24 protein-coding genes are annotated in these 25366 nt (G+C 69.0%); 12 read left to right on the forward strand and 12 right to left on the reverse strand.

Features of this window, described 5'->3' with window-relative positions:
* Window positions 1-43 precede the first annotated feature (43 nt).
* Both OG496_RS52110 and OG496_RS52115 read right to left on the reverse strand, forming a co-directional pair.
* Window positions 44-700: a maleylpyruvate isomerase N-terminal domain-containing protein gene (locus OG496_RS52110; protein WP_405976026.1), complete on the reverse strand. Its 657-nt coding sequence runs from the start codon at window positions 698-700 to the stop codon at window positions 44-46.
* A 60-nt stretch (window positions 701-760) separates the two neighbouring features.
* Window positions 761-1486, reverse strand: coding sequence for a TetR/AcrR family transcriptional regulator (locus tag OG496_RS52115; protein ID WP_405976027.1), 726 nt, complete (start codon window positions 1484-1486; stop codon window positions 761-763).
* A gap of 198 nt (window positions 1487-1684) precedes the next feature.
* On the opposite strand from OG496_RS52115, the gene OG496_RS52120 reads away from it, so the two are divergent.
* The 3 genes from OG496_RS52120 (at window position 1685) to OG496_RS52130 (ending at window position 5385) form a co-directional block, all read left to right on the forward strand.
* On the forward strand, window positions 1685-3916 hold the full coding sequence (locus OG496_RS52120; protein WP_405976028.1) for an MMPL family transporter: 2232 nt from the start codon (window positions 1685-1687) through the stop codon (window positions 3914-3916).
* Between the two features lie 84 nt (window positions 3917-4000).
* The gene (locus tag OG496_RS52125; RefSeq protein ID WP_405976029.1) at window positions 4001-4453 is read left to right on the forward strand and encodes a MarR family winged helix-turn-helix transcriptional regulator; all 453 of its coding nucleotides are present in this window, start codon (window positions 4001-4003) and stop codon (window positions 4451-4453) included.
* Window positions 4453-5385 carry an NADP-dependent oxidoreductase gene (locus tag OG496_RS52130; RefSeq protein ID WP_405976030.1) on the forward strand — a complete coding sequence of 311 codons (933 nt, stop codon included), beginning with the start codon at window positions 4453-4455 and terminating at the stop codon, window positions 5383-5385. The genes OG496_RS52125 and OG496_RS52130 overlap by 1 nt, the downstream gene beginning before the upstream one ends.
* A 12-nt stretch (window positions 5386-5397) precedes the next feature.
* Here OG496_RS52130 and OG496_RS52135 read toward each other — a convergent pair whose 3' ends face one another.
* Window positions 5398-6360 carry a GlxA family transcriptional regulator gene (locus OG496_RS52135; protein WP_405976031.1) on the reverse strand — a complete coding sequence of 321 codons (963 nt, stop codon included), beginning with the start codon at window positions 6358-6360 and terminating at the stop codon, window positions 5398-5400.
* A 112-nt stretch (window positions 6361-6472) separates the two neighbouring features.
* Between OG496_RS52135 and OG496_RS52140 the strand changes: the two genes are divergently transcribed.
* Complete coding sequence (locus OG496_RS52140; RefSeq protein WP_405976032.1) at window positions 6473-6769, forward strand: putative quinol monooxygenase; 297 nt, start codon at window positions 6473-6475, stop codon at window positions 6767-6769.
* A gap of 99 nt (window positions 6770-6868) precedes the next feature.
* On the opposite strand, the gene eno is transcribed toward OG496_RS52140, so the two are convergent.
* Entirely contained in the window at window positions 6869-8152 is a 1284-nt protein-coding gene (gene eno / locus OG496_RS52145) for a phosphopyruvate hydratase (RefSeq protein WP_405976033.1), read from the reverse strand.
* Window positions 8153-8252: 100 nt separating this feature from the next.
* On the opposite strand from eno, the gene OG496_RS52150 reads away from it, so the two are divergent.
* On the forward strand, window positions 8253-9119 hold the full coding sequence (locus OG496_RS52150) for a winged helix-turn-helix transcriptional regulator (RefSeq protein ID WP_405976034.1): 867 nt from the start codon (window positions 8253-8255) through the stop codon (window positions 9117-9119).
* A gap of 62 nt (window positions 9120-9181) precedes the next feature.
* Here OG496_RS52150 and OG496_RS52155 read toward each other — a convergent pair whose 3' ends face one another.
* Window positions 9182-9958, reverse strand: coding sequence for an SDR family oxidoreductase (locus OG496_RS52155; RefSeq protein WP_405976035.1), 777 nt, complete (start codon window positions 9956-9958; stop codon window positions 9182-9184).
* A 132-nt stretch (window positions 9959-10090) separates the two neighbouring features.
* Window positions 10091-11035: a hypothetical protein gene (locus OG496_RS52160; protein WP_405976036.1), complete on the reverse strand. Its 945-nt coding sequence runs from the start codon at window positions 11033-11035 to the stop codon at window positions 10091-10093.
* Window positions 11036-11131: 96 nt separating this feature from the next.
* On the opposite strand from OG496_RS52160, the gene OG496_RS52165 reads away from it, so the two are divergent.
* On the forward strand, window positions 11132-11956 hold the full coding sequence (locus OG496_RS52165) for a phosphotransferase enzyme family protein (RefSeq protein ID WP_405976037.1): 825 nt from the start codon (window positions 11132-11134) through the stop codon (window positions 11954-11956).
* 130 nt (window positions 11957-12086) lie between these two features.
* Here OG496_RS52165 and OG496_RS52170 read toward each other — a convergent pair whose 3' ends face one another.
* On the reverse strand, window positions 12087-13268 hold the full coding sequence (locus OG496_RS52170) for a permease (RefSeq protein ID WP_405976038.1): 1182 nt from the start codon (window positions 13266-13268) through the stop codon (window positions 12087-12089).
* Window positions 13269-13374: 106 nt separating this feature from the next.
* Window positions 13375-13965 carry a DUF2218 domain-containing protein gene (locus OG496_RS52175; RefSeq protein WP_405976039.1) on the reverse strand — a complete coding sequence of 197 codons (591 nt, stop codon included), beginning with the start codon at window positions 13963-13965 and terminating at the stop codon, window positions 13375-13377.
* 208 nt (window positions 13966-14173) lie between these two features.
* Here OG496_RS52175 and OG496_RS52180 point away from each other — a divergent pair, with 208 nt between their 5' ends.
* The 5 genes from OG496_RS52180 (at window position 14174) to OG496_RS52200 (ending at window position 18568) form a co-directional block, all read left to right on the forward strand.
* A complete protein-coding gene (locus OG496_RS52180) occupies window positions 14174-14752 on the forward strand; it encodes a TetR/AcrR family transcriptional regulator (protein ID WP_405976040.1) in 579 nt (192 codons plus the stop codon).
* A 53-nt stretch (window positions 14753-14805) separates the two neighbouring features.
* Complete coding sequence (locus OG496_RS52185; protein WP_405976041.1) at window positions 14806-15297, forward strand: hypothetical protein; 492 nt, start codon at window positions 14806-14808, stop codon at window positions 15295-15297.
* 208 nt (window positions 15298-15505) lie between these two features.
* The gene (locus OG496_RS52190; RefSeq protein ID WP_405976042.1) at window positions 15506-16591 is read left to right on the forward strand and encodes an ABC transporter substrate-binding protein; all 1086 of its coding nucleotides are present in this window, start codon (window positions 15506-15508) and stop codon (window positions 16589-16591) included.
* 85 nt (window positions 16592-16676) lie between these two features.
* Window positions 16677-17924, forward strand: a complete 1248-nt coding sequence (locus OG496_RS52195) for a sensor histidine kinase (RefSeq protein ID WP_405976043.1) — start codon at window positions 16677-16679, stop codon at window positions 17922-17924.
* A complete protein-coding gene (locus tag OG496_RS52200) occupies window positions 17921-18568 on the forward strand; it encodes a response regulator (RefSeq protein ID WP_405976044.1) in 648 nt (215 codons plus the stop codon). The genes OG496_RS52195 and OG496_RS52200 overlap by 4 nt, the downstream gene beginning before the upstream one ends.
* Here the strand turns inward: OG496_RS52200 and OG496_RS52205 are convergent.
* The 4 genes from OG496_RS52205 to OG496_RS52220 all read right to left on the reverse strand — a co-directional run bounded on the left by OG496_RS52205 (window position 18561) and on the right by OG496_RS52220 (window position 24018).
* Window positions 18561-20612: a beta-galactosidase gene (locus tag OG496_RS52205; RefSeq protein WP_405976045.1), complete on the reverse strand. Its 2052-nt coding sequence runs from the start codon at window positions 20610-20612 to the stop codon at window positions 18561-18563. The two genes, OG496_RS52200 and OG496_RS52205, sit on opposite strands and share 8 nt — an antisense overlap.
* Before the next feature lie 138 nt (window positions 20613-20750).
* Window positions 20751-22091, reverse strand: coding sequence for a sugar ABC transporter substrate-binding protein (locus OG496_RS52210; protein WP_366496277.1), 1341 nt, complete (start codon window positions 22089-22091; stop codon window positions 20751-20753).
* 46 nt (window positions 22092-22137) lie between these two features.
* Complete coding sequence (locus tag OG496_RS52215; protein WP_328675352.1) at window positions 22138-23088, reverse strand: carbohydrate ABC transporter permease; 951 nt, start codon at window positions 23086-23088, stop codon at window positions 22138-22140.
* 3 nt (window positions 23089-23091) lie between these two features.
* The gene (locus tag OG496_RS52220) at window positions 23092-24018 is read right to left on the reverse strand and encodes a carbohydrate ABC transporter permease (protein ID WP_399390974.1); all 927 of its coding nucleotides are present in this window, start codon (window positions 24016-24018) and stop codon (window positions 23092-23094) included.
* A 293-nt stretch (window positions 24019-24311) separates the two neighbouring features.
* On the opposite strand from OG496_RS52220, the gene OG496_RS52225 reads away from it, so the two are divergent.
* Window positions 24312-25307 (forward strand): LacI family DNA-binding transcriptional regulator, encoded by a 996-nt coding sequence (locus OG496_RS52225; protein ID WP_366496275.1) that lies wholly within the window; start codon window positions 24312-24314, stop codon window positions 25305-25307.
* Window positions 25308-25366: the final 59 nt, after the last annotated feature.

The following is a 25366-nucleotide window of genomic DNA, read 5'->3' on the forward strand; positions in this document are numbered from 1 at the left end:
GGCAACTCGGTCGGCCTCAGGCCGAGTTGCCGAGGGGACGGGACTATCCCAGGACGAGCGGCAACTTGGCGTCCAGTGAACCCAGTTGGGCTTTCTCCTCGTCGGTCGGAGCGCGCCGGCCGGTGCCGACGAGCAGAGCGGCCGTATCGGAGAACGACGACGGGAACGCGGCACCGGCGATCCTCTCCAGCAACTCCCGTGCCCCGGCGAGCACTTCCGCCGACGGATCCGCCGCATCCGGGAGATGTGCGACCAGGTCGAGGTGATGCAGGGTCCACTCAAGGACGTACGCGGAGAGGTAGTCGCCCGCGGTGAGAACCTCGTCCTGCGTGCTCACCCGCAGGCCGGGATCGACGAGCCGGGCGGCGCGGCCCGCGGCCGAACCGACGTCGTCCAGATGGAACTTGAGCAGCCAGGGCTCCTCGTACGCGGCGGCCAGCCGCACGATCAGTGCGTCGAGCGGGTCGTCGCCGGTGGGCCGTGTCCGCGTGACGGTCCAGTAGGTCACCGCGTCGCGGGTCGGTTCCGTGTCGGCGGGCGTCACGAGGGTGATCAGGACGTCCTGGGCGTCGATGACCAGATGACAGACCAGGTCCCGCACCAGCCACCCGGCACAGCCCGACGGCCGCGCGAAATCCTCGTCCGAGAGGTCCGCCACCGCCGCGAGCAGCGCGGTCCACGAACGTGAGAAGAGATCCACGTCGGCAAGCTAGTGCGACGTCGGCGCGGGCTGCAACCAGCGATGTTCAGGCGGACCGTGTCACGGGATCCTGCGGTGGATGTCCGCGAGCAGGTTCCGCATGGCCATGCGGAAGAGCTCGGCCTGGTGGTCGCCGAGGAAGGACGTGTGCCCGAACACCTCCAGGGCGACGAGGCCGTGCAGGTGCCCCCACGCGTTCATCAGCAGAGCGGTCGCGGGGGCGGGCAGATGTCCGTGGCCGTAGTGCGGCAGTTGCTCCAAGTAGGCCTGGAGCGAGGGCGAGAGCACGGGTACGTCTGCCGCGGCGAGTTGCTCCGTGCTGAACCCCTCGAAGAGCTCGCGCTCGAAGATCTCGCTCATCCGGCGCGAGGCCTGCGTGGTGGGGCCGTCGGCGGGGGCCGCGTAGTCCCGCAGCGGTGTGCCGTAGAGGAGTTGGAAGCGCTCGGGATGGGCGATGGCCCAGCGGCGGTAGCCCTCGGTCGCGATCACCATGCGCGGTACGTCCGGTTCGTCGGACGGGGTGTCGACGGCGGCCTGGACCGCATCGGCCAGGTCGTCGTACGCCTTGGTGACGAGCGCGGTGACGAGGGCGTCCCGGCTCGGAAAGTAGTGGTAGAGCGCCTGCACGGTCATGCCGAGGCTGCGGGCCACCGCTCTCAACGACAGGGCGGCAGGCCCGTGTTCGGTGAGGTGACGCTCGGCCGCGTCCACGATCTCCTGGGTGGCGGCGGCCCGGCGCCGTTCGCGCAACGAGGGCGGTGCGGTGGTGCGTTCGTCGACGGCCATGCGACGACCGTACGACGCCAACTCCTCTCGTGAGCCCTGGCGTTGCAAAGTGTGAGGAAAATCGAACACTGCCAAATCTTCTTGCTCCTCACTAACGTCGTGCACGGCGACGAAGAGTGCCCCGTTGATCAACTCCGGCTGTTTCGCGCCTCTTTCACCGTATGGACATCAAACGTATGGATATCTAAGGAGAACGGCGTGTTTGAACGCATAGCCGAACTGGCCATCCGCCGATCCCGGTTGGTGCTCGTCGTCGCCGTCGTGGCTGTGACCCTCATGGGCGTCCTGGGCGCCGGCGCGTTCGCCAAGCTGCAGGGCGGCGGCTACGACGACCCGGCCTCCCAGTCCTCCCGGGCCGCGAAGGTCATCGACCGGAAGTTCGGCGGAGAGACGAATCTGGTCCTGCTGGTCGCTGCCTCCGAAGGGCGCGTCGACGCCCCGGCTGCGCAGCGGAGCGGCCGGGACCTGGTGGCCGAGCTCAAGAAGGACCAGCACCTTGAGAACGTCATCTCCTACTGGGACACGGGCAGTTCGGACCTCCGCTCCAAGGACGGTCGCGACGCCATGGTGCTCGCCCATGTGAAGGGCGACGACACCCAGCGGGACGAGAACGCGAAGAGCGTCATCGACGCCTACACCGGGACGTACGAGAAGACACTCACCGTCCGGGCGGGTGGCGGCGCCGCCGTGACCAGCGGGATGGGCACCCAGTCGGGCGAGGATCTCGTCCTCGCCGAGTCCATCGCCGTGCCGCTCACCCTCGTACTCCTCCTGCTCGTCTTCGGCAGCATGGTCGCGGCCCTGCTGCCGCTGGCCATCGGGACCATCGCCATCGCGGGCACGTTCGCGGAGCTGTACGTCCTCGGCAGCGTCACCGACGTCTCCGTCTTCGCGATCAACCTGACCACCGCGCTGGGCCTCGGCCTCGGCATCGACTACGCCCTGCTGATGGTCAGCCGGTTCCGGGAGCAACTCGCGTCAGGGGCGAGCGTGGACGACGCCGTCCGGCGCACGGTGAGCACGGCGGGCCGTACGGTCGCGTTCTCCGCCGCGACCGTGGCGGCCGCGCTCGCCGCACTCCTGGTGTTCCCGCAATACTTCCTGCGCTCGTTCGGTTACGCCGGTGTCGGCGTCGTCGTCATCGCGGCCGTCAGCACCCTGTTCGTCATGCCGGCCCTGTTCGTCGTCCTGGGCCACCGGGTCAACGGCGGGCGGCTGCCCTGGGCGAACCGCACGCGTACCGCTACCCGCGCACCCCTGTGGGGACGGCTGGCCGCCACCGTGATGAAGCGGCCCGCGCTCACCGCGCTGCCCGTCCTCGCGGTCCTGCTGGTCGCGGCGAGCCCGCTCCTCGGCATCACCTTCGGCACACCGGACGAACGCGTCCTGCCCGAGAACGCCACGAGCCGCCAGGTCTCCTCCGTGCTGCGCGAGAAGTTCAACGGCAACGACGACTCCGCCCTCCACATCGTCATCGACAAGCCCCTGAGCAAGGCCCCGCTGGAGTCGTACGCGACCGAACTGTCCGGGCTCAAGGGCGTCGTCCGCGTCGAGACCAGCGCGGGAAACTACGCCGACGGACAGCCCGCGGCGACCGCCCCCGGCAACACCGCCCTGGCCCGCCCCGACGCACAGCAGCTCAACGTCGTGAGCACCCTGACACCGAAGTCCGAGGAGGCCCAGAGCCTGGTCCGGGACGTGCGGGCGGTCGCCCCGCCCGCCGGAACACACCCTCTGGTAGGCGGAGTGGACGCCGTACTGGTCGACTCCAAGCACTCCGTCGGCAGCCGGCTCCCGCTCGCTGTGGCCCTGGTCGCCCTCACCACCTTCCTCCTGCTCTTCCTGTTCACCGGCAGCGTCGTCCAGCCGCTGCGCGCGCTGCTTCTCAACATGGTCAGCCTGGGCGCGACCCTCGGCGTCATGACCTGGATCTTCCAGGACGGCCACCTCTCCTCCGTGCTCGGCTTCACGGCACAGCCCATGGACGTCTCCATGACCGTGCTGATGTTCTGCATCGCCTTCGGCCTCTCGATGGACTACGAGGTCTTCGTCACCAGCCGGATCAAGGAACTCCACGACCTCGGCGAGGACAACGAGTCCGCCGTGACCAATGGCCTCGGCCACACGGGACGCATCGTCACCGCGGCCGCCTGCCTGCTCGCGGTGAGCTTCTTCGCCTTCGGGACGGCCAAGCTCAGCTTCATGCAACTCTTCGGCCTGGGCAGCGGGTTGGCCATCCTCATCGACGCCGTCGCCGTACGCGGCATCCTCGTCCCCGCCGCGATGCGCCTGCTCGGCCACGCGGCCTGGTACGCGCCCGGCTTCCTGCGGAAGTTCCACGCGCGGTTCGGTCTGAGCGAGGGCGGGCCCGTGCCCGCGCCGGAGCTCGTCACCGAGCCGTCGTACGGGAAGGACTCGACGCAGGTCTGATCACGCGGGACCACAGGTAGCCAGCGAGATGCATTAGCTCTAATATGATTAGAGCTAATGCATCTCGCTGGAAGGACCCCGTCCGTGGACCTGCGGCAAGTCTTCGACGATCTCGTGCGCTTCGAGACCGACCTGTGGAACGGGATCGACGCCCGGCTCCGACAGGAGTGCGACGTGACCCTGGGCGGCCTGAACGTGATGCTCGTCGTCGAGCGCGAAGGTTCCTGCCGGGTGAACGACATAGCCGCCGCCCTCTCGATCACGGTCGGCGGCGCGAGTCAGGCCGTCGACCGGCTGGAGAAACTCGGCCAGTGCACCCGGCGCCCCCACCCCGCCGACCGCCGCTCCTCGATCGTCGAACTGACGTCGGGCGGGCGGGAGTTGGTGGCGGAGGCGGGTCCAGTGTTCGACCGCGAACTCGTGACACGGCTGTCCGCCCCACTCCCGGACACCGCACTCGGCCACCTGGCCAATGCGCTCGCCGTGCTGCGCGCCACCGCCCCACCCAGCTCAACACCCCTGACGAAGGAGACCTGATGAGCACCACCCAAGCGCGAGCAGTGCGCTTCGACGAGTACGGCGACCGTGACGTGCTCCGCGTCACCGAGGTGTCGATGCCTCAACCCGCCGCAGGGGAAGTCCTCGTGGAGGTACGGGCGGCCGGCATCAACCCCGGTGAGGCGGCCATCCGTTCGGGTGCGATGCACGAGCGGTTCCCCGCGACCTTCCCGTCCGGTCAGGGCAGTGACCTCGCCGGCGTCGTCACCGAACTCGGTGCGGGCGTCACCGACTTCGGCGTCGGTGACGAGGTTCTGGGCTTCTCCTGGCAGCGCTCCAGCCAGGCCACCCACGTCGTCGTACCGGTGTCGCAGCTCATCCTCAAGCCGGATGCCCTGAGTTGGGAGGTCGCCGGATCCCTCTACGTCGTCGGCTGCACCGCGTGGGCCGCCGTCGAAGCGGTGGCCCCCAAGCCCGGCGAGACCGTCGCCGTCTCGGCCGCCGCCGGGGGCGTGGGTACCGTCGTCGTCCAACTCCTCGCCGTACGGGGTGCGCACGTCCTCGGCATCGCCTCGCCCGCCAACGCCGACTGGCTCACCGCGCACGGCGCGACCCCGGTGCCGTACGGCGACCGGCTCGCCGGTGCGCTCACCGCGGCGGCGCCCGACGGGATCGACGCGTTCATCGACCTCTTCGGCCCCGAGTACGTCGAACTCGCCGTAGAACTGGGCATTTCCAGGGACCGGATCGAGACGATCATCTCGTTCCAGAAGGCACAGGAACTCGGCACCAAGAGCGCGGGCAGTGCCGACGCCTCCACCCGGGAGTTCCTCACGGAGATGGCCGACCTCGTCGCCTCCGGCCGTATCGAGATCCCCATCGCCGCGACCTACTCGCTCGACGACGTCCGTGACGCGTTCGCCGAACTGGAGAAGCGCCACACGCGCGGAAAGATCGTGCTCATCCCCTGAAGCGACCTGACATCACTTGCTGCCACGCAGCGCCGACGTCGTCTTCCCGGTGCGTTCGCGGAGGAGCACCCGCAGCGTGTTGGGGTGCTCGTAGCCGACCTTCCTGGAGATGGTCTCCAGGGAGAGGCCGGTGGTGCGCAGGAGGTGTGACGCGCGTTCGATCCGCAGGTCCTGGACGAAACGGATGGGGGACGTCCCGACCGTGCGCTGCACGGCACGCTGCAGGGTCCGTTCGCTGACGCCGATGGCCCTGGCCGCCTCGGGGATGCTGATGGGCTCGGCCAGATGCTCGCGGGTCCAGACCTCGAAGGCCGCGACGGTGGGATCGCTCTGGGCCAGCGCGCTGGGAATCGTGTACGCCGCCTGCGATGGCCGTTCGTCGACCACGAGGTAACGGGCGACCAGGTCGGCGAGCGCGGGGCTGCCCGCCCGGACGATCGCCAGCGCGAGATCGACATGGCCGAAGGCCGCGCCGGCGGTGGTGATGCCCTCGCAGCCGATGACCATCCGGCTGTGGTCGAGCTGGACCTTGGGGTATCGGCTACGGAAGGCCGGCGACAGCCACCAGGTCGTCGTGGCGCGCAACCCGTCCAGCACGCCCGCCTCGGCCAGCAGGAAGGTACCCGCGCACGCCGAGGCAATGGGCGTACCGCGGTTGCGAGTTCGGGCGATCAGCTCGCGGACGGGCAGGGACATGTCGCCGCCGACATGGTCGAGCAGCGCCGAAGGATCGCTCTCCCCGAGTGCCGGTACGACCAGGAGGTCGGCGGCATCGGCGACGTCGAGTGGCTCGGGCGCCACGAGGAGGCCGGCGCCTGTCCGTACCTGCGGAGTCGGGCCGACGAGGGTCACGTTCCAGGTGGGCGAGGACTCGTGGATCTGCCCGCCCAGCGCGTTGGCGTTGCTCAGCACATCGAGGATGGCCGAGAGACCGGAGTCGAACACTCCGTCGTAGACGACGACCGCTACCCGCATGGCGGAAACACTATCAACCGTGTCGTTTCTGCCGCTGATGTGATCACCAGGTGCCGCCATAGGTTCGTTGTGCGCCGGAAGCCCGGCGGTTCGTACGCGAGGAGTGGTCACAGTGAAGGTCGGTCTGTTGGTACGCATCGAGGCCAAGCCGGAGTACGCCGACGAGGTGGAGGCCATGCTGCGCGGCGCACAGGAGTTGGCCGAACAGGAAGAGGGCACGGTGGCGTGGTTCGCGTTCCGCGAGAGCGCCACCACCTTCGGGGTGTTCGACACCTTCGAGGACGAGGAGGGACGCCAGGCCCACCTGGCGGGGCGGATCGCCGCCGCGCTGGGGGAGGCCGCGCAGACGAAGCTCAGCGCGCTCCCGGTGATCGCCCCGGTCGACCTGCTGGGGGCCAAGGTCTCCTGACCGGAGCGGACGCCCGTGCGTCCGTCCGGCTTCGGGAACTCTTGGCCTGCCGCTGCCGAGGTGGTGACCCCGCGCGATGCGCGAGGGTCCTCTCCGGTGTCAGCGGCGCAGCCCCAGCGCGTCGCGCCCCGCGTACTGCGCCTGGTCGCCCAAGTCCTCCTCGATACGGACGAGTTGGTTGTACTTGGCGGTGCGGTCGGACCGGGACAGCGAACCGGTCTTGATCTGGCCGCAGCCGGTGGCGACGGCGAGGTCGGCGATGGTGGTGTCCTCGGTCTCGCCGGAGCGGTGGGACATGACGACGGTGTAGCCGGCCCGGTGGGCGGTCGCGACGGTGGCCAGGGTCTCGGTGAGGGTGCCGATCTGATTGACCTTCACCAGGATCGAGTTGGCGATCCCGTCCCGGATCCCGGCGCTCAACAGCGCCTCGTTGGTGCAGAAGACGTCGTCGCCGGTCAGCTGGCAGCGCTCGCCGAGCCGGGCGGTGAGCGCCTGCCAGCCGTCGTGGTCGTCCTCGGCCATCGGGTCCTCGATCGACGCGATCGGGTAGCGGTCGACCAACTCGGCCAGGTAGTCGGCGTGTTGGGCGGGCGTGCGACGGACGCCCTCGCCCTTGTAGTCGTAGACGCCGTCGTCGAAGAACTCGGACGTGGCCGGGTCCATGACGAGGGTGATGTCGGTGCCGGGCTTGTAGCCGGTCTTCTCGATGGCGTGGACGACGAAGTCGAGGGCCTCGTCGGCGGTGCGCAGATCGGGGGCGAAGCCGCCCTCGTCGCCGACGTTCACGCTGTGGCCGGCGGCGATCAGGTCGCGGCGCAGGGTGTGGAAGACCTCGGAGCCCATCCGGACTGCCTCGGCGAAGGTGGCCGCGCCGATGGGCGCGATCATGAACTCCTGGAAGTCGAGCGGATTGTCGGCGTGCGCGCCGCCGTTGACGATGTTCATCATCGGTACTGGCAGCAGGCGGGCGTCGACACCGCCGATGTAGCGGTACAGCGGCAGTCGGTGGGCGGACGCGGCCGCCTTGGCGGTGGCCAGGGAGACGCCGAGCAGGGCGTTGGCGCCGAGCCGCGACTTGCTGTCCGTACCGTCCAGTTCGATCATGGTGCGGTCCACGGCGGCCTGGTTCTCGGCGTCGAGTCCGATCACGGCGTCCGCGATGCTCTCGTTGACGGCGTCGACGGCACGCCGAACTCCCTTGCCGTGGAAGCGGGTCGGGTCCCCGTCGCGGAGTTCGACCGCCTCCCGGGCGCCGGTGGAGGCGCCCGACGGTACGCCGGCGCGGCCGAGCGAGCCGTCCTTGAGTTCGACGTCCACTTCGACGGTGGGATTGCCCCGACTGTCGATGATCTCCCGTGCGACGACCCGGCTGATGGCGGTCACGGTGCAACTCCTCACGCAGGGCCCGCGTCTCGGACATCGGCGGGCGGTAAGTTCCGTCTGGAAACAAAGTGAGTCCTGAAAAGGAACTTACTATGGGTGCATGAGGAAGCACAACGCCGACGAGACCTGCGGCATCGCCCAGGCCGCCGTGGTCCTGGGGGACTGGTGGAACGTTCTGATCCTGCGGGAGATCGCCCGCGGCCACGTCCGCTTCGACGCGCTGGCGGCCGAGATCGGCCTGTCCCGCAACGTCCTCACCGAGCGCCTGGGCCGGCTCGTCGCCCAAGGCGTCCTGCGCCGCAGCCTCTACCAACGGCGCCCGGTGCGATACGAGTACGTGCTCACCGATGCCGGACTCGCCCTGCTCCCGCTCCTCGTCGCCATGCAGGACTGGGGCGACCGATGGGTGCTCGGCGACGGAAGCCTCACCGCCACGGCTGCCGCTGACAGCGCCGAGCACGCCCGCGTGCACGCCCTGGCCGGCGCCCGCGTACCCGAAGACCTCCAACTCCCGGGCGTGCAGGGCACCGACCTGCCCGTGATCTCGCCGGATGCCGCCGCGACCGTGCTGTTCACCTACCCCGGCACGGGCGTCGACTGGGACGAGCGGATCCCCGGAGTGGCGGGCTGCACCCTGGAGAACCGCCTCTTCCGGGACGCCTGGCCCGACTTCCGCCGGGCGGGCGTGGACGTACGCGGCATCAGCACCCAACTCCCGCACGAGCAAGCGGAGTTCGCCCGCGTCGAGGAGATCCCGTACCCGCTCCTCTCCGACGCCCACCACCAACTGGGCGCGGCCCTACGGCTACCGACCTTCCGGGGCGCCGGCCGCCTCTGCCACAAACGCCTGATCCTGATCGTCGACGCCGAACGGACCGTACGGCACGCGATGTTCCCGGTCGAGGACATCCCGCACGGCGTGACGCGGAGCCTGCGGCTGGCTGAGGATTGCGCACGTGCGACGTGAGGGGGGCGTGGGCATGAGGGGGTGTCTGTCGGGGGCCGTCGCGGAGGTCGGCCGTCCGGGTGCTACGCGAATCCGCCGTTGCTCATGAGGAGTTGGCCATTGATCCACTGGCCTTCCGGTGAGCAGAGGAAGTCGACGAGGTGGGCGGTGTCCTGCGGGGTGCCAAGGCGGTTGAGCGGCGTCTGCCGGATCACGTGCACACGGCCCTCGTTGGTCATCCAACCGGTGTCCACCGGCCCCGGGTTGATGACGTTGGCGGTGATGCCAAGGTGGGCGAGTTCATGCGCGGCGGCCAGGGTGATGCGGTCCAGGGCGCCCTTGCTTGCGCCGTAGGGGAGGTTGTCCACGGTGTGATCGCTGGTGAGGGCGATGATTCGGCCGCTGCCCGGCGCGGCGGCGAACCGTCGGCCGTACTCGCGGATCAGCAGCCAGGTCGCGCGGGCGTTGACCGCGAAGTGCCGGTCGAAGCTCTCGACGGTGGTGTCGAGCAGGCCGGAGTCGACGGACTCGCAGTGGCACATCACCAGGGCCGTGACACCGCCCAGTTCGCGCTCGACCTCGTCGAAGACACGGGCCGGGGTGTCCGGGTCGGCGAGGTCCGCTTCAACTGCCGTGGTGGCGGCGCCGTGTTGAGTGAGGGTGTCGGTGATGGCAGAGGTCGCGCCGGCCTCGGGGCCCCATGTCATGCGTTCGTCGTAGGGGGTCCAGTAGGTGAAGGCGATGTCCCAGCCGGAGGCCGCGAGTTGACGTGCGATACCCGCTCCGATGCCCACGGTCCGGCCTACTCCGGTGATCAGGGCGAGCGGGCGGGTAGGTGGGTGGGCGGGGTTCGTCATCATGGTCGGAGATCGTTCATGACCGGGATTGGATCGGCAACTGCCTTTTGGGCAGGGCTGTTTCGGTGCGGTGTTGGCTGTACCGATGCCTCCACAGAGCAGGTCTGGACACTCACGCCGTTGGGCGCGGTGTGGTCAGGCCTCGATGCGAAGCCAGGTGTCGCCGGCGCGTAGCCAGAGAGAGCCGTCGCGCCCTTGACCGCAGCGCAGGACAACCCGCCCTGGCACTCGGATCTTGTGCCGCTCGGTCACGCTCCAGGTGTCGCCGCGCAGCTCGGCCCGGACGACTTCGGTTGTCGGCTCGTTGTGATCGCGTTTGGTCAGGACCGCCCGATCGCCGCGTACGGCGAATCCGTCCGGTTGGGGCACAGGGCTGGGCCAGCTGGACACCTCGCCCGTGGAGGGGGTGATGCGCGTGAGGAACGTGCCGCCGCGACGGGTGCCGGAGTACCAGATCAGCCACACCCGGTCGCCCTCGGTGGCGGCGGTGCAACCATGCAAAGGCCTGTCGGGGAGGCGGCCTTCAGGGGCCCAGATCGCTTCCCCTACGCCACTCCAGCCGGCAATCCCGCCCGACGACTCCGGATGCCCTCCGTAGATGCCTTCGTCACCGTGGGCCGTCCAGATCGATCCGTTGTGGTCGGCCACCAAAGCCTGGATGTCGTCGCCGATGCAGAAGGAGTCCTGCTGCTTGCCCTGCTCGCCGCTCGTCAGGGAGAACACAGCGGCGTTCGGCTTCCACGAACCCGTGTCCTCCTTGCGCGTGCGACCGCCCGCAACGAGGAGCCGGGAGTCCGGGAGAAGGGCGATGTGACTTGGCCAGACCCGCACACCCCTGATCGGTCGGCGTTGAACTGATCCGTCAGCCTGCCGGATCACCAACACCCCGTCGAACGGCAGCTTCGGGGCCCATCCCACCCAGCCCCTGATGTAGTGGATGTGGTGCAGGTACTTCCGGTGAACGAGCAGAACGGCGAGCTCTCCTGCCGGGCCGACGGTCCACCACAGAGGGCGTCGCCCTGCCCAGAGATCGAAGACAGACGGTGCCCACACCCTCTCGATCTCGGCGACCGCCGACATCGCATCCCCCCTTTTTCGACCGCGGCACGGTAACAGGCCGTCCACGTAAGCTACTTGATCGAGAATCCGCCTTCGCCGGTACGCAAGGAGATCGACATGTCCGCCGACTCCCGCCCGTACTCCGGCGAAGGGGATGCGGAGGCGGAGGAGCAGGAGTTGACCGGCGGCGGCACCGCCCGTGTCTTCCGCGTCGGTGAGACCGTACGGAAGCCGGTCATGCCCTGGAGCCCTGCCGTGCACCGCCTGCTGGACCACCTAGAACGTCAGGGCTTCGAAGGCGCTCCTGCCGCGCACGGCACCGACGAACAGGGCCGGATGATCCTGACGTACCTGACGGGCGACGTCGCCAACTACCCGCTGACCGACGCGATCCGCACCAGCCGGGCGCTCACCACCTCGGCCCACCTCCTGCGCCGCTACCACGACGCGACCACCGACCTGGCCCAACACCCCGGCGGCGACTGGCAGTTCGACGCGCTCGCCCCGGTCGAGGTGATCTGTCACGGCGACTTCGCCCCGTACAACTGCGTCTTCACCGGCGAAAGGGCCGTAGGACTCATCGACTTCGACGCCGCCCGGCCCGGCCCCCGCGCCTGGGACCTCGCCTACGCCCTCTACCGCTACTCCCCGCTCACCCACCCCGACAACCACGACGGCTGGGGTACGACCGAGCAACAGGCGTACCGAGCAAGGGACTTCCTCGACGCCTACGGCTGCAAGCGCCAGGAGCGGCAGTCGGTGATGGACATGGCCGCAACCCGGCTGCGGTCCCTCGCGGACTTCATGCGAGCAGCGGCCATGGCCGGTGACGAGAGCTTCCAGCGGCACGTCGAGGAGGGCCATCTCGCCCTGTACGTACGGGACATCGACTACATCCGCGACCGCGCCGACGTCTGGTCACGGCTCGTCGTCGGACCGTAGGCGGCTGGTTCGGTGATGCCGAAGCGGGCGGCCCTGTGGGTGCGCTTCGCAGTGCCGTGAGTCAGGCGTCGAGCGGACGAGGCCGCTTCACAGCGCGTACGGCCGGACGGATTCCGGCGCCGCACAGGTCCTAGTGGTGGTTGTGCTCGTGGTGCTCAGGCGCGTGTTCCTGCTCGCCCTGGTCCGGTGAGCCGCCCATCATCCGCAGCATGGCCGGGCCGCCGCTGCGCAGGAACCGTACGACCAGACTCGCGGCCAGCAGCAGGAAGACGATGTTGAGCCAGGTCGTGTAGTTCCAGGTGATCCCGTCGTCGGGGATCTTGGCGTCGGCCTGGTCCGGGATGAGCCCCAGGCCGCCGAAGGCGAACTCGACGATGTACCCGGCGACGGCCATCGCCGTGAAGAAGGTGACCAGCAGGAAGCCGGCCATCCGGGCGCCGTAGTACTTCCGGTAGATGTTCAGGATCGGCAGGATCAGCAGGTCGGCGTAGATGAAGGCGATCACCCCGCCGAAGCTGATGCCGCCCTTCCACAGGACCACCGCGAGGGGCACGTTGCCGATCGAGCAGACGAAGGTCGCGATGGCCACCAATGGTCCGACGAGCGGTCCGACCAGCTTCGCGGCGAGGGGATGGTCCGCGAGGAAGAACGTGTGCCAGAAGCTGTCCGGCACCCATGCGGCGATCGCGCCCGCGATCAGCAGTCCGGCCACCAGGTCGCGCAGGATCGCGGCCCACTCCATCACGAAGATGTGCGCCACGGACGTGAACCCGTCCCGCGAGAACAGCCGACGGACGAAGCTCCCCTCGCCCCCGATCGACATGTCCATCGCCGCATGCCCCTCCATGGAACCGGCCAGCCCGCGCTCCGCCTGCTCCTGCGCCCGGTCAAGCAGGCGCTGACGCAGGAAGAGGCGGAACAGCACCGCGAGGACGACGATCATGATCGGTCCGCCGACGAACTCCGCGGCGGTGAACTGCCAGCCCATCAACAGGGCCAGGATCACGCCGAGTTCGACGACCAGGTTGGTGGAGGCGATCTCGAAGGCCATGGCCGCGGTGAAGTTCGCGCCCTTGCGGAACAGGGAACGGGCGAGTGCGACGGCCGCGTACGAACAGGACGACGAGGCCGCGCCGAGCCCGGCGGACAGGGCCAGCGTGCGCGGCCGGTCGTCACCGAGCAGTCGTACGACTGTCGACCTACGCACCACCGCCTGCACGACGGCGGAGAGCGTGAACCCGAGGATCAGCGCCCAGGTGACCTCCCAGGTCATCGAACCGGCAATGGACAACGCGTGCCCGATCGCTCCCATGAACCCGCCCCTCTCCGGTGTGCGTCTGGCAGGACTATACCCCTAGGGGGTATGAAGTGCGCGTGACGGGGCCTGTCCGGTGGGTGTCGGTCGGGTACGGGTCGACCTATCCGATACGGCTTCCGTGGCGCCGTAGAGCGAGACCGCCCACGAGAGCCGCCTTCACCACGACGACCGTCACCAGAAACCCCACGACCCAGCCGGTCCATGGCGTGTTGGCCAGGACGGTTCCGCCGAGCGCGAGATGCAGGGCTACGGCGACGGCCGCCACGCCGATGACGATGAACCTGGTCCGGCCGCCGGGCCGTTGGTGTGGCAGAACTGCTCCCTCGGCGGGCGCGTCGACGGCCGCCCCGGACGCCCGCCACTCCACCCGCAACGGATCGCGCCTGCTGAACCTGCCGATGTGCGTGCTGACGAGATCCTGAAGCCGCTCCAGGTTCTCCTGGCCGTCGGCCTCGACGTGCACCCGCAGTGTGCCGGGGAGGGCCTGCAGGGTGCACTGCCCCCACGGCAGGCGGAGCGTCCCGTCGCTGTCGGTCCACTCGACCTGGATCTGGTCGGGCCGAAGCTCCGGGAGTGTGTGGGTGCGCGGGCGATGGGTCAGGTGGCGGCCCTTGTTGGCGAAGTGCTTGCAGAGTTGTACGAGGTAGCGGCTGGGGCGGTCGGTGAGGATGCGTGCTTCGGCGGTGAGCATGGGTTCGGTCCTCGGTTCGGGTGGGGCCAGGGGTGGGCGATTCAGGCGCGGGTGAAGGTGACCGGTCGGTCAGTCAGTCAGTCGGGCGGTCGGGTAGGCAGGCTTGCCGTCCGTCTCCTCGCCGACTGCCACTCCGACAGCTTTATCGAGACACTCTGTCGCTGTCAATGCATGGTGTCTCGATGGCGTCGAGACGTATGCTGGGGCCGTGCCGAAGCTCTGGAACGAGACCATCGAGGAACATCGCCGCGCCGTACGCGACACGGTGTTGGAGACCACGGCGGTGCTGGTGACCGAGCGTGGGCTGCGCTCGGTGACGATGTCGAAGATCGCCGAGGAGAGCGGGATCGGCCGGGCCACGTTGTACAAGTACTTCCCGGACGTCGAGTCGATCATGACGGCGTGGCACGAGCAGCAGATCGCCGGGCATCTCAAGGAACTCGCCGAACTCCGGGACGGCCCCGGCGGCGCGGGCGAGCGGTTGCGAGCGGTACTGGAGGCGTACGCCTTCATCCAGCAGCGGCGCCACGGCCACGGCCCCGAACTCGGCGCGCTGCTGCACCAGGGCGACCACGTCGTCGGCGCCGAGCAGCACCTCCACCGCTTCCTCCGCGAACTCCTGGCCGAGGGCGCCCAGGCCGGCGACATCCGCGCCGACGTCTCCCCGGACGAACTCGCGACCTACTGCCTCCACGCCCTCGCCGCGGCCGGCGTCCTGCCTTCCAAGGCGGCGGTACGACGACTCGTGTCGGTCACGGTCACGGGGCTGCGTCCGGCGCCGGAATGACCTAACTCCTGTATTTCGGGGGGCTGTTGGCGCGGTTGGCGAGACATAGGCGGTTGCGCCTGCACGCCGCGGACTTGTGCGTGATCGCCGGGGTGGCGGTACCGGACGAGTTGGCTCCCTTGGACGCGAGGGCGGGTGTCATGTCGCGTCAACGCGTCCGGTCGCTGCCCCAGGAGGACCGCACACAGCCGGTACTGGCATCGCGGGTGTACGAACGGTTCGAGCGAGGTCCTGGTGGTGTGCTCCTGCGCATGATCGGCAACCGGAACCTGAGCTGGACCGGGGTGGCCCGGACGTTTCTGTGTCTGACCGGCCGGTACTGGGCCGCGTCCACGGATACAGGGGTGGGCAACGGCCGCAAGGAACTCACCCCCGACCTGCTCGTCGACTTTGCGACGGTACTGAGTGTCCCCGCCGAAACCTTGTCCGTCGTCATCGGTGTCGACCTCCCCGACGACACCCCGCCCCGGAACCCGGCGGCGGCCGACACGGCGGAACTCCTCTTGGACATCCGCCGGCCGGAGGCCGTTCAACCGATCGGTTGAACGCGACTTCAACCCTTCGCACACCCCTCGCTCCGTACGGACGACGCGAACGGCCCCCGGGCGGCTGAAGAATCACGAATGACCATGGCGCCGGGCTTCCGCCGACGCAGCTCATGGCCTTCAAGCCCCCCTCAGAGAGGCCCCCAGAGTGTCCAGTTTTCTCAGTAGGCGACGTGTCCTTGCCGGTGGAGCCGGTGCTGCCCTCGGGATGAGTGTGCTCGGCGCCGCGGCCACGCCCGCCGTAGCCGCCTCGGGCGGGCGGTCCTCGCGGAGTGGTTCCGGAGCCGAGGAGACCCGAACGCTCGACGAGCTGTACCGGGCCGCTCTTGCGGACGGCGGCAAGTTGGTGGTCTATGCCGGGGGTGACACGCCGACCCAGCAGGACGCCACCAAGGCGGCCTTCAAGAAGCGTTTCCCCGCCATGGACCTGACGCTGATCGTCGACTACAGCAAGTACCACGACGTGCGCGTGGACAACCAGTTCGCGACCGACACCCTGGTGCCCGATGTCGTACAGCTCCAGACGCTGCAGGACTTCACGCGCTGGAAGGAGCAGGGCCGGCTGCTGCACTACAGGCCGGCCGGATTCTCGAAGGTCTACGACAAGTTCAAGGACCCGCAGGGCGCCTGGGTCGCCATCGGCGCGGTTGGTTTCAGCTTCCTGTACGACGTCGCCGCGGTCGGTGCGGATGCCCCTAAGACCCCGCTCGACCTGATCGACCCCAAGTGGAAGGGCAAGATCGCCTCGTCCTACCCGCACGACGACGACGCGTCCCTCTACCTCTACACGCTGTACGCGCAGCGCTACGGCTGGGACTGGGTCGCCGCGCTCGCCGGACAGGACGTGCGGTTCGCCCGGGGCAGCAACTCCCCGGGGGACGCGGTCTACGCGGGCCAGAAGGCGATCGGCGTCTCCACGGCCGGCACGCTGGTCTCCTCGAACCCCGTGAAGTGGGTCGTACCCGACGGCCACCCCTTCATGGCCTGGGGCCAGCGCGCCGCCATCCTGAAGCAGGCCAAGAACACGACGGCCGCCAAGCTCTATCTCAACTGGCAGCTGTCCGACGCCCAGCAGCGGGCGTCCTTCAACGGCTGGTCGGTACGGACCGACACCACGCTCCCGGCGGGACTGAAGCCGATCTGGGAGTACCCGAACGCGAACATCGACGGCTTCCCCCGCTTCATGGCCGACCGCGCGGAGGTCGAGCGCTGGAAGCAGACCTTCGCCCTCTACTTCGGCGAGGTCAAGGGTGATCCCTCGCCGGGCTGGCTGGGGCTGCACCCGGGGGCGTGACGGGTCCCTCTGTTCACACCGGTCATACAGGTGGTCGATAGACTCGGGGGTCCTGTCCGGATGATGTGGCCCAAGGGGATCCGCCGTGTCCGCTCGCACTCCGCTGACCGCTCGCGGCAGTCGGCACACCCTGGAGCACGTCTCCCATCTCTCGCTGTTCCTCGTCGTCGGGGCGGGCTTCGTCCGGCTCGCCCTGATCGACGTCCCGTTGTGCTGGTACATCGTGAGCCTCAGCGGAGCGCTGGCCCTGGTGTACGCGGGCGGGCTGACGTGGTGGGACCGGCTCGGGGTGCTCGGCAGGCGCGCCTGGATTCCCGTACTGCTCCTGCTGTGGACCGTGCTGACCCTCCTCACCCAGGCGCCGCTCACCACTGCCTACGTGTGGTGCGCCGTTCCGCTCGCCTGCGCCGCACTGCGCGTGCTCGGCCGGCGGGCCGCCGTAGTGACGGTGGCCGTGATCACCGTCGTACTCGTCGGGTCACTCGTCCGGTCCACGGGCCGGTTCGACGCCGAGGTCGCGCTCGTCCCCGTCGCGGCGGTGTGGGCGACCGTCGCCCTCTACCGGACCCAGCAGCGGGACGCGGCCGTCCGCCAGCGGCTCGTGGAGGAACTGCGGGAGACCCGGGACACGTTGGCCAAGCAGCAGCGCCAGGCAGGTGTACTCGCGGAGCGCACCCGTATCGCCCGCGACCTGCACGACACCCTGGCCCAGGAACTCGCCGGCAGCGTCATGCTGTTGCAGGTGGCCGAGCGCGACTGGGACGAGCGGCCGGACGTGGCACGCACCCGCGTCCGTGCCGTGGCCGACGGACTCGGCGCGAACCTGACGGAGACCCGGAGGATGATCCGCGATCTCACTCCCGCCGCCGTCGCCGAGGCGGGCCTGGAAGACGCGCTGCGGCTGCTCTGCGCCCGGTCGCGGACGGAAGGCGCCGGTGCTCGGGTCCAGTTCCGCGCGGTGGGCGCGTATCAACCGGTCCTCGACGAGCACACGGCCACCACCCTCTTCCGCGTCGCCCAGAGCACGCTGGCGAACGTACGCGAACACGCCCGCGCGGCAAGCGTGTTGGTCACCTATCGGCGACACCGGGACCGGGTGGAACTCGAAGTGAGCGACGACGGGCTGGGCTTCGACCCCGCCGCGGCTTTCACGTCCGGCGTCCGCGCGGACCGCGGCTTCGGGCTGCCCGCGGCGAGGGCGCGACTGCGCGAATGCGGCGGAGACCTCGACGTGAGCAGCATGCCGGGGCGGGGGACCAGGGTCCGCGCCACGGTGTCCGCCCCACCCCGGATCCAGCCCGCCGCGCCTCTCACCGCGGCGAGCACAGCATGACCGCCGCCCCGCTCCGCCTCCTGATCGCGGACGACCACGCCGTCGTACGGGCCGGGCTGCACGCCCTGCTCGACGGCGAACCCGATCTCGACGTGGTCGCCGAGGCCGGCAGTGGTGAGGAAGCCGTGCGCCTGGCAGCCCAGTTGACGCCCGATGTCGCGCTGATGGATCTGCGGTTCGCCGGGCCGGGGAGCGGGATCGACGGTGTCGAGGCCGTACGGAGGCTCGCCCAGCGGGCGCCGGGCGTGGCCGTCGTCATGCTGACCAGCTATGCCGGACGAGCCGATGTCGTACGGGCGTTGGAGGCGGGCGCCCGTGGCTATGTGCTCAAGGCGGGGCCGCCGGAGGAACTCTTCCAGGCCGTCCGTACGGCCGCCGGTGGCTCGGTCGGGCTGGCCTCGGAGGTCGTGGGCGAACTCGTGGGCCAAGTGGTCAGCCCCGCCCAGGAGTTGACCCAGCGCGAGGTCGAGGTCGTCCGGCTGATGGCGGAGGGCCGCAGCAACCGGGCCATCGCCGAGGCGTTGTTCCTCAGCGAGGCCACGGTCAAGACCCATCTCGTGCGGATCTACCGCAAGTTCAAGGTCGACAACCGGGCGGCGGCCGTGTCGGAGGCCGTCCGCCGCGGGCTGCTCGAACTCACCTGACGGGCCGGCTCACTACGGCGACCTCCCTGGGGGAGAGCACGGGGAAACCGTCCTCGCCCGCGCTGCCGACGAGCAGTTCGCCGGACAGTCCGGTCAACGGCACTGTCTCGTCAGTGCGGTTGACCAGGAACAGGTAGCGGCTGTCGGCGTTCCGGCGCACGGTCAGCTCGACAACTCCCCTTGCGGAGTCGGGGAGTTCACTGCCGACACCGGCGGGCGCGAGCAACTCGGGGAGCAGACCGGCGAGGCCCTCGCGGCCCAAGCGCGTGGAGACGTACGCGGCCGAACCCCCGCCCACCGTACGGCGGGTGACGGCGGGGCGGCCAGCGTACGTACCGCTGCTGTAGTGGGCCAGCACCTCCACCTCGGGGTCCGTCACCGTGATCCGGTCGGTCCACAGGGAGCCGGTGACCGTGCCGTCGAGGTCCACCTCGACCGTGTCGCCGTCGAGCAGCGGGCCGAACTCCTCGATGCGGATGCCCAACAGGTCGCGCAGGGCGCCCGGGTAGCCGCCGAGCCAGATGTGGTCGTTCTCGTCGACGACGCCGGAGAAGTAGGTGGAGACCAGGTGGCCGCCCTGTTCGACGTACCGGGTGAGTTCCTTGGAGAGGGCCGCCGGGATCATGTGCAGCACCGGCGTGATCACCACGTCGTAGCGGTCCAGGGCTGTCTGTGCCGTGACGATGTCGGCCCGGACGCCGAGGTCGAGGAGGGCCGAGTACCAGTCGAGCGCCTCTTGGCGGTAGTTGAGGCGGTCGGTGGGGTGCGAGTCCTGCTCGCTCGCCCACCAGGACTCCCAGTCGAAGACGATGCCGACCCGGGCCGTCTCGCGGTCCGACCCGGCGATGGGGGCCAACGTCCGCAGTGTGCAGCCGAGTTCGGCCACCGCGCGGAAGACCTCACTGTCGGCACCGGCGTGCGGAACCATCGCGGAGTGGTACTTCTCGGCGCCGGCCGCCGACTGGCGCCACTGGAAGTAGCAGACGGCGTCGGCGCCGTGCGCGACGTGCAGCAGCGAGTCACGGGCCAGGTCGCCGGGGCGCTTCGCGACGTTGACGGGCTGCCAGTTGACGGCGCTGGTGGAGTGCTCCATGAGGAACCACGGACGGCCGGCGGAGATGCCGCTGACGAGGTTCGCGGAGAAGGACAGCTCGTCGCGGTCCTGCGGACCGGGAACGACGTAGTGGTCGTTGGAGACGAAGTCGATCTCGGCGGCCCAGTCGGCGTAGTTCATGCCCTTGGTGTCGCCCATCACCATGAAGTTCGTGGTGACCGGAACGTCCGGGGTGATCTCGCGCAACAGGTCGCGCTCGGCGCGCAGATGGTCCTTGAGCGCGTCGGAGGAGAAGCGCTTGAAGTCGAGCTGCTGGGTCGGGTTCGGGAAGGAGGCGGCCAGCCGGGGCGGCAGTATCTGCTCCCAGTCGCTGTACCGCTGGGACCAGAACGCCGTGCCCCAGGCCTGGTTGAGCGTGTCGATCGTGGTGTAGCGGGCGCGCAGCCAGTCGCGGAAGGCACGGGCCGCGTCGTCGGAGTAGTCGTAGACGTTGTGGCAGCCGAGTTCGTTGGAGACGTGCCACGCCACCAGCGCGGGGTGGTCGGCGTAGCGTTCGGCCAACTTCCGTACCAGGCGCAGCGCGTGCTCGCGGAAGACGGGCGAGGTGGGACGCCAGTGCTGGCGGCCCCCGGGCCACAGGGTCTCGCCGGCGGCGGTCACCGGGAGGATCTCCGGGTGCTCCGTGCTCAGCCACGGCGGCGGGGACGCGGTGGCGGTGGCCAGGTCGACGCCGATGCCGCCCGCGTGCAGCAGGTCCATGACCTCGTCGAGCCAGCCGAAGTCCCACTCGTCCCGGGCCGGTTGGATGCGGGCCCAGGAGAAGATCCCCAAGGACACGATGTTGACGCCCGCCTCGCGCATCAGCCGGATGTCCTCGTCCCACACCTCCCGCGGCCACTGCTCCGGGTTGTAGTCGGCGCCGTAGGCGAGACGGGGGGTGGCGTCACCGTCCGGCCCGTGCCGCAACTGGGACAGGAGGGTGGAGATCATGATGGTCCTTCCGGTTACTGCACAGGCGGTACGAGATGCGTGGTGGGTTCCGGGCGGGCCGCCGCTGAGCGATCGCTGCTCAGCGGCGGCTCCCGGGGTGGTGCCGGTTACTTCTTCGAGCCGGTCACTTCGAGCGGGTCACTTGTTGACCGTGAAGCCCTGCTCGTTGCCGTACTTGACGGAGGCGTCCTGCCAGCTCTTCAGACCCTGGGCCAGCGTCGTACCGGAGATGTACGCCTTGCCGACGGTGTCGTTGAAGATCGAGTTGGCGTACTGCTGGAAGGGCAGGTACGACCAGTCGGAAGCGACCTCGGACGCGGACTGGGCGAAGATCTGGTTGGCCTTCTGCCCGCCGAAGTACGGGAACGTCTTGTTCTGGAACGCCGCGGACTGCTGCTCCGCCTTGGTCGCCGGGAAGGCGCCCTCGTTCACGCGGGTCTGGATGCCGGCGCCGGCGTTGGCGTACTGGACGAACGCGTAGGCGAGTTCCTTGTTCTTGCCCAGGGTGGGCAGGGTGAGGGAGCTGCCGCCGTTCTCCGCGCTGGCCTTGCCGCCCGCGGTCCACTGCGGCATCGGGGCCGCGCGCCAGTCACCGGAGGCACCGGCGACACCGCTGACGAAGTTGGCGGGCATCCAGGCGCCGGTGGTCAGGGTGGCGATGGTGCCGTCACCGAGGCCCTTGTACCAGTCGTCGGTCCAGCCGTTGATCGGCGCGAGGAGCTTCTCGTCGATCAGCTTCTGCCAGGTCTCCGTGTACTTCTTGGCGCCCGCGTCCTCGAAGTTGACCGTCACCTTGGTGCCGTCGACCTTGTAGGGGCGCGAACCGGCCTGCCACAGCATGCTGGTGGTGAAGCCCGCGTCACCGGCGTCGTTGGCGATGTACGCCTTCGGGTCGGCCTTGTGCAGCTTGCGGGCCGCGACGACGTACTCGTCCCACGTGGTCGGGACGGCGATCTTGTACTTGTCGAAGACCTTCTTGTTGTAGAACATCGCCATCGGGCCCGAGTCCATCGGCAGGCCGTAGACCTTGGAGCCGTCGCTCACCGCGTTCCACGGGCCGGCCGTGTACTTGGAGGCCAGCTTGTCGGCGCCATAGGGCGCCAGGTCGGTCAGGCCCTTGGTGAGGGAGTACTGGCTCAGCGCGAAGTACTCGACCTGGGCGACGTCGGGGACGCCCTTGCCGGCCGCGATCGCGTTCGACAGCGCGGTGTAGTGCTTGTCACCGGACCGGTCGCTGACCAGGTTGATCTTGACCTTGGGGTACTTCTTCTCGAAGTCGGCGGCGACCGTCTTCAGCGTGGGCTCCCAGGCCCAGACGGTGACCGAGCCGCCCTTCTTGAGGGCCGCCTGGATGTCCGAGGCGGAGACGGCCTTGGAACTGGAGCCGCTGTCGTCCGAGCTGCCGCACGCGGTCGCCCCCAGGGAGAGGACGGAGAGGAGGGCGAAGCCGCGCAGCAGGCGGCTGGTGGTTCTGCGCATGGAGGTGCTTCCACTTCTTCGTGGGTGGGACTACTTGAGGGTTGGGTTATTCCTTGACGCTTCCGGCGGCGAGTCCGGACTGCCAGTACTTCTGCAGCAGCAGGAACGCGGCGATCAGCGGCACGATGGTGAGCAGCGAACCCGTGATCACCAGGTTGAAGATGACGTCACCACCGATCGTCTGGGCCTGGGAGTTCCAGGCGTCCAGGCCCAGGGTCAGGGGGTACCAGTCCGGGTTCTTGATCATGATGAGCGGCAGGAAGTAGTTGTTCCACGTCGCGACCGTGGTGAACAGCAGGACCGTCACGACACCGGGCGCGAGCAGCGGCAGCGAGACCTGGAAGAAGGTGCGGATCTCGCCCGCTCCGTCGATCCGCGCGGCTTCGAGCAGTTCGACCGGGATGGCCTCGGTGGCGAACACCCACATCAGGTACAGGCCGAACGGCGAGACCAGCGAGGGGATGATCACCGCCCACGGGGTGTCCGTCAGCCCCATCTTGCTGAACATCAGGAACGTCGGCACCGCGAGGGCCGTACCCGGGACGGCGACCGCACCGATGACCACGGCGAAGATGGCGCGCTTCCCCGGGAAGTTGAACTTCGCCAGCGCGTAGCCGCCGAGGATCGACAGGAAGGTGGCACCGCCGGCGCCGAGCACGACGTAGAGCAGGGTGTTCAGCAGCCAGCGGACGAAGATGCCGTCGTGGTAGGTGAACGTGTCGTGGATGTTGGACCAGAGGGCGAAGTGGTGGGCGAACCACAGGCCGTTGGAGTCGGCGAGGCCCTGCTGTGTCTTGGTCGCGTTGATGACCAGCCACAGCAGCGGCACCACGGTGTAGACCAGGATCAGACCGGTGAGCACGGTCAGCAGCACGCTGCGCTTGGGGCGCCCGGGGGAGTGCTTCTTGCGCGGGGTGCGCAGTCGGGGCGCGCCCTTGTGGCCGCCGCCGGACGGCGCGGATGCGGAGGGAGAGGCGGTGGTGACGGGGGTGCTCATGGCTCAGGCTCCCTTGCGCATGCCGCGGAGCTGCACGACGTAGGCGATGATCATGGTGATCAGCCCCATGATGATGGCGACCGCCGCGGAGTAGTTGTGCTGCTGTCCGTTGAAGGACAGCGAGTAGGTGTAGAAGTTCGGCGTGTAGTCCGTCGTGATCGCGTTGCGCGCCAGCGGTCGCAGGATGCTCGGCTCGTTGAAGAGCTGGAAGCTGCCGATGATCGAGAAGATCGTCGCGATGACCAGGGCGCCGCGGATCGCGGGGAGCTTGATGGCCGTGATGACGCGGAACTGCCCGGCGCCGTCGATCTCCGCCGCCTCGTACAGCGAGGTCGGGATGACCCGCAGCGCGGAGTAGAAGATCAGCATGTTGTAGCCGACGAACTCCCAGGTGACGATGTTGCCGATCGACGCCAGCACCAGGTGCGCGGAGAGCGGGTCGGGAAGCGTGACGTCGAAGGCGCTGTTGATGTCACCCACGAGACCGAACTGCGTGCCGTACATGAAGCCCCACATCAGGGTGGCGACCACGGCGGGCACGGCGTACGGCAGGAAGATCGAGATCCGGAAGAAGTCCCGGCCGAACAGCCGGCCGCTGTCCAGGGCGAGCGCCACGAACAGGGCGATGCCGAGCATGATCGGCACCTGGATCACCAGGAACAGCGAGACCCGCTCCAGGGAGGACCAGAACTGGTCGTCCTGGAAGGCCTGCTTGTAGTTGTCCAGGCCGACGAAGTGGTTGCCGCCGATGAGCTGGTCGCGGAAGAGGCTGAGATAGATCGAGTACGCGATCGGAGCCAGGAAGACGAAGGCGAAGACCACCGCGAAGGGTCCGATGAAACCCCACCCTGTCCAGGAACGGCGGTCTCGTTTCGCCGACGGCCTGGCAGGAGGCCGAGTCGCGGCCGCAGGGGGTTGAAGCGTCGTCATGTAGTTCCTCGCTCGTCCATCTCGGAACCGGCGTCACACGCCGTCGCGATGTCGCGTAACCAGCACGGTCCAGAACGGCCCCGGGCTGTTATGTTTACGTAAACATCTGATGGCGGCATGTCTACACTGCCCCAATGTCGGTGGTCAAGGGTCGTTTGGTGAAACACGGCCCAGGCGATCGGATCGATATGTGAGGGATACAGGTGGACACAGTGGACGGTGCCTCGGGCGGTACGGAGAAGCCACGCAGACGCAGCGGGAAACGGTCGTCGAGACGCGCCCCGAGTGCGTCCATGGCGGATGTCGCACGCGTCGCCGGCGTGTCGTCACAGACGGTCTCCCGCGTGTCCAACGGCTTCGCGGGCGTCAACGAGGAGACCCGGCAACAGGTCCTCGCCGCCATGAAGGAGCTGGGCTACCGGCCCAACAGCGCGGCCCGCGCGCTGAAACGCGGTGAGTTCCGCACCATCGGCGTGATCACCTTCAACCTCTCCACCACCGGCAACATGCGCACCCTGGAGGCGATCGCCACCTCCGCCGCGCACGAGGGCTACGCCGTCACGCTCCTGCCGGTCGCCGTGCCCACCCAGGACGAGGTGCGCGGCGCCTTCTCCCGGCTGGGCGAACTCGCCGTCGACGCCGTCATCGCCATCATGGAGGTCCACCTCCTGGACGCGGCGACCATCTCCCTGCCGCCCCACGTCCAGGTCGTCGTCGCCGACTCCGACGCGGGCGACCGCTACAGCGTGGTCGACACCGACCAGAACGGCGGCGCGCGAGCCGCCGTACGCCACCTCCTCGACCTCGGCCACCGCACGGTCTGGCACCTGGCGGGCCCCGAGGAGTCCTTCGCGGCCCAGCGCCGAGCCGACGCCTGGAGCGCCGAACTCACCGACGCGGGACGGCCCGTGCCTCCCGTCGTACGCGGCGACTGGTCGGCGGAGTCCGGCTACCGGATGGGACTTGAACTGGCCCAACAGGCTGACTGCACGGCCGTGTTCGCGGCCAACGACCAGATGGCACTGGGCCTGCTGCGGGCCCTGCACGAGCGTGGCCGGCGCATCCCCGAGGACGTCAGTGTCATCGGCTTCGACGACATCCCCGAGGCCGGCTCCTTCCTGCCTCCCCTGACCACCGTCCACCAGGACTTCGCCGAGGTCGGCCGCCTGTGCGTCGAGGGTGTCCTACGGCGGATGCGGGAGCGCGGCGACCAGCACGGCACCACGCTGGTGCCCACGCAGCTCGTCATACGCGACAGCACGGCAGCGCCCGTCACCGCCGAGGAGTAGCGGGCGCGAAGAACTCCGGCCCCCCTGCCTGAGCAGGAGGGCCGGAACGTCATGCGTGG

It is taken from the genome of Streptomyces sp. NBC_00988, from assembly GCF_045162645.1.
Lineage (GTDB): Bacteria > Actinomycetota > Actinomycetes > Streptomycetales > Streptomycetaceae > Streptomyces.

Excerpts from the sequence above, each read along its gene's own strand:
- OG496_RS52215 (WP_328675352.1), bottom strand. The coding sequence starts at position 23,088 with ATGAGCACCCCCGTCACCACCGCCTCTCCCTCCGCATCCGCGCCGTCC.
- OG496_RS52150 (WP_405976034.1), top strand. The coding sequence starts at position 8,253 with ATGAGGAAGCACAACGCCGACGAGACCTGCGGCATCGCCCAGGCCGCC.
- OG496_RS52170 (WP_405976038.1), bottom strand. The coding sequence starts at position 13,268 with ATGGGAGCGATCGGGCACGCGTTGTCCATTGCCGGTTCGATGACCTGG.
- OG496_RS52130 (WP_405976030.1), top strand. The coding sequence starts at position 4,453 with ATGAGCACCACCCAAGCGCGAGCAGTGCGCTTCGACGAGTACGGCGAC.
- OG496_RS52205 (WP_405976045.1), bottom strand. The coding sequence starts at position 20,612 with ATGATCTCCACCCTCCTGTCCCAGTTGCGGCACGGGCCGGACGGTGAC.
- OG496_RS52175 (WP_405976039.1), bottom strand. The coding sequence starts at position 13,965 with ATGCTCACCGCCGAAGCACGCATCCTCACCGACCGCCCCAGCCGCTAC.
- OG496_RS52155 (WP_405976035.1), bottom strand. The coding sequence starts at position 9,958 with ATGATGACGAACCCCGCCCACCCACCTACCCGCCCGCTCGCCCTGATC.
- OG496_RS52160 (WP_405976036.1), bottom strand. The coding sequence starts at position 11,035 with ATGTCGGCGGTCGCCGAGATCGAGAGGGTGTGGGCACCGTCTGTCTTC.
- OG496_RS52220 (WP_399390974.1), bottom strand. The coding sequence starts at position 24,018 with ATGACGACGCTTCAACCCCCTGCGGCCGCGACTCGGCCTCCTGCCAGG.
- OG496_RS52165 (WP_405976037.1), top strand. The coding sequence starts at position 11,132 with ATGTCCGCCGACTCCCGCCCGTACTCCGGCGAAGGGGATGCGGAGGCG.
- OG496_RS52135 (WP_405976031.1), bottom strand. The coding sequence starts at position 6,360 with ATGCGGGTAGCGGTCGTCGTCTACGACGGAGTGTTCGACTCCGGTCTC.
- OG496_RS52190 (WP_405976042.1), top strand. The coding sequence starts at position 15,506 with ATGAGTGTGCTCGGCGCCGCGGCCACGCCCGCCGTAGCCGCCTCGGGC.
- OG496_RS52225 (WP_366496275.1), top strand. The coding sequence starts at position 24,312 with ATGGCGGATGTCGCACGCGTCGCCGGCGTGTCGTCACAGACGGTCTCC.
- OG496_RS52200 (WP_405976044.1), top strand. The coding sequence starts at position 17,921 with ATGACCGCCGCCCCGCTCCGCCTCCTGATCGCGGACGACCACGCCGTC.
- OG496_RS52115 (WP_405976027.1), bottom strand. The coding sequence starts at position 1,486 with ATGGCCGTCGACGAACGCACCACCGCACCGCCCTCGTTGCGCGAACGG.
- OG496_RS52210 (WP_366496277.1), bottom strand. The coding sequence starts at position 22,091 with ATGCGCAGAACCACCAGCCGCCTGCTGCGCGGCTTCGCCCTCCTCTCC.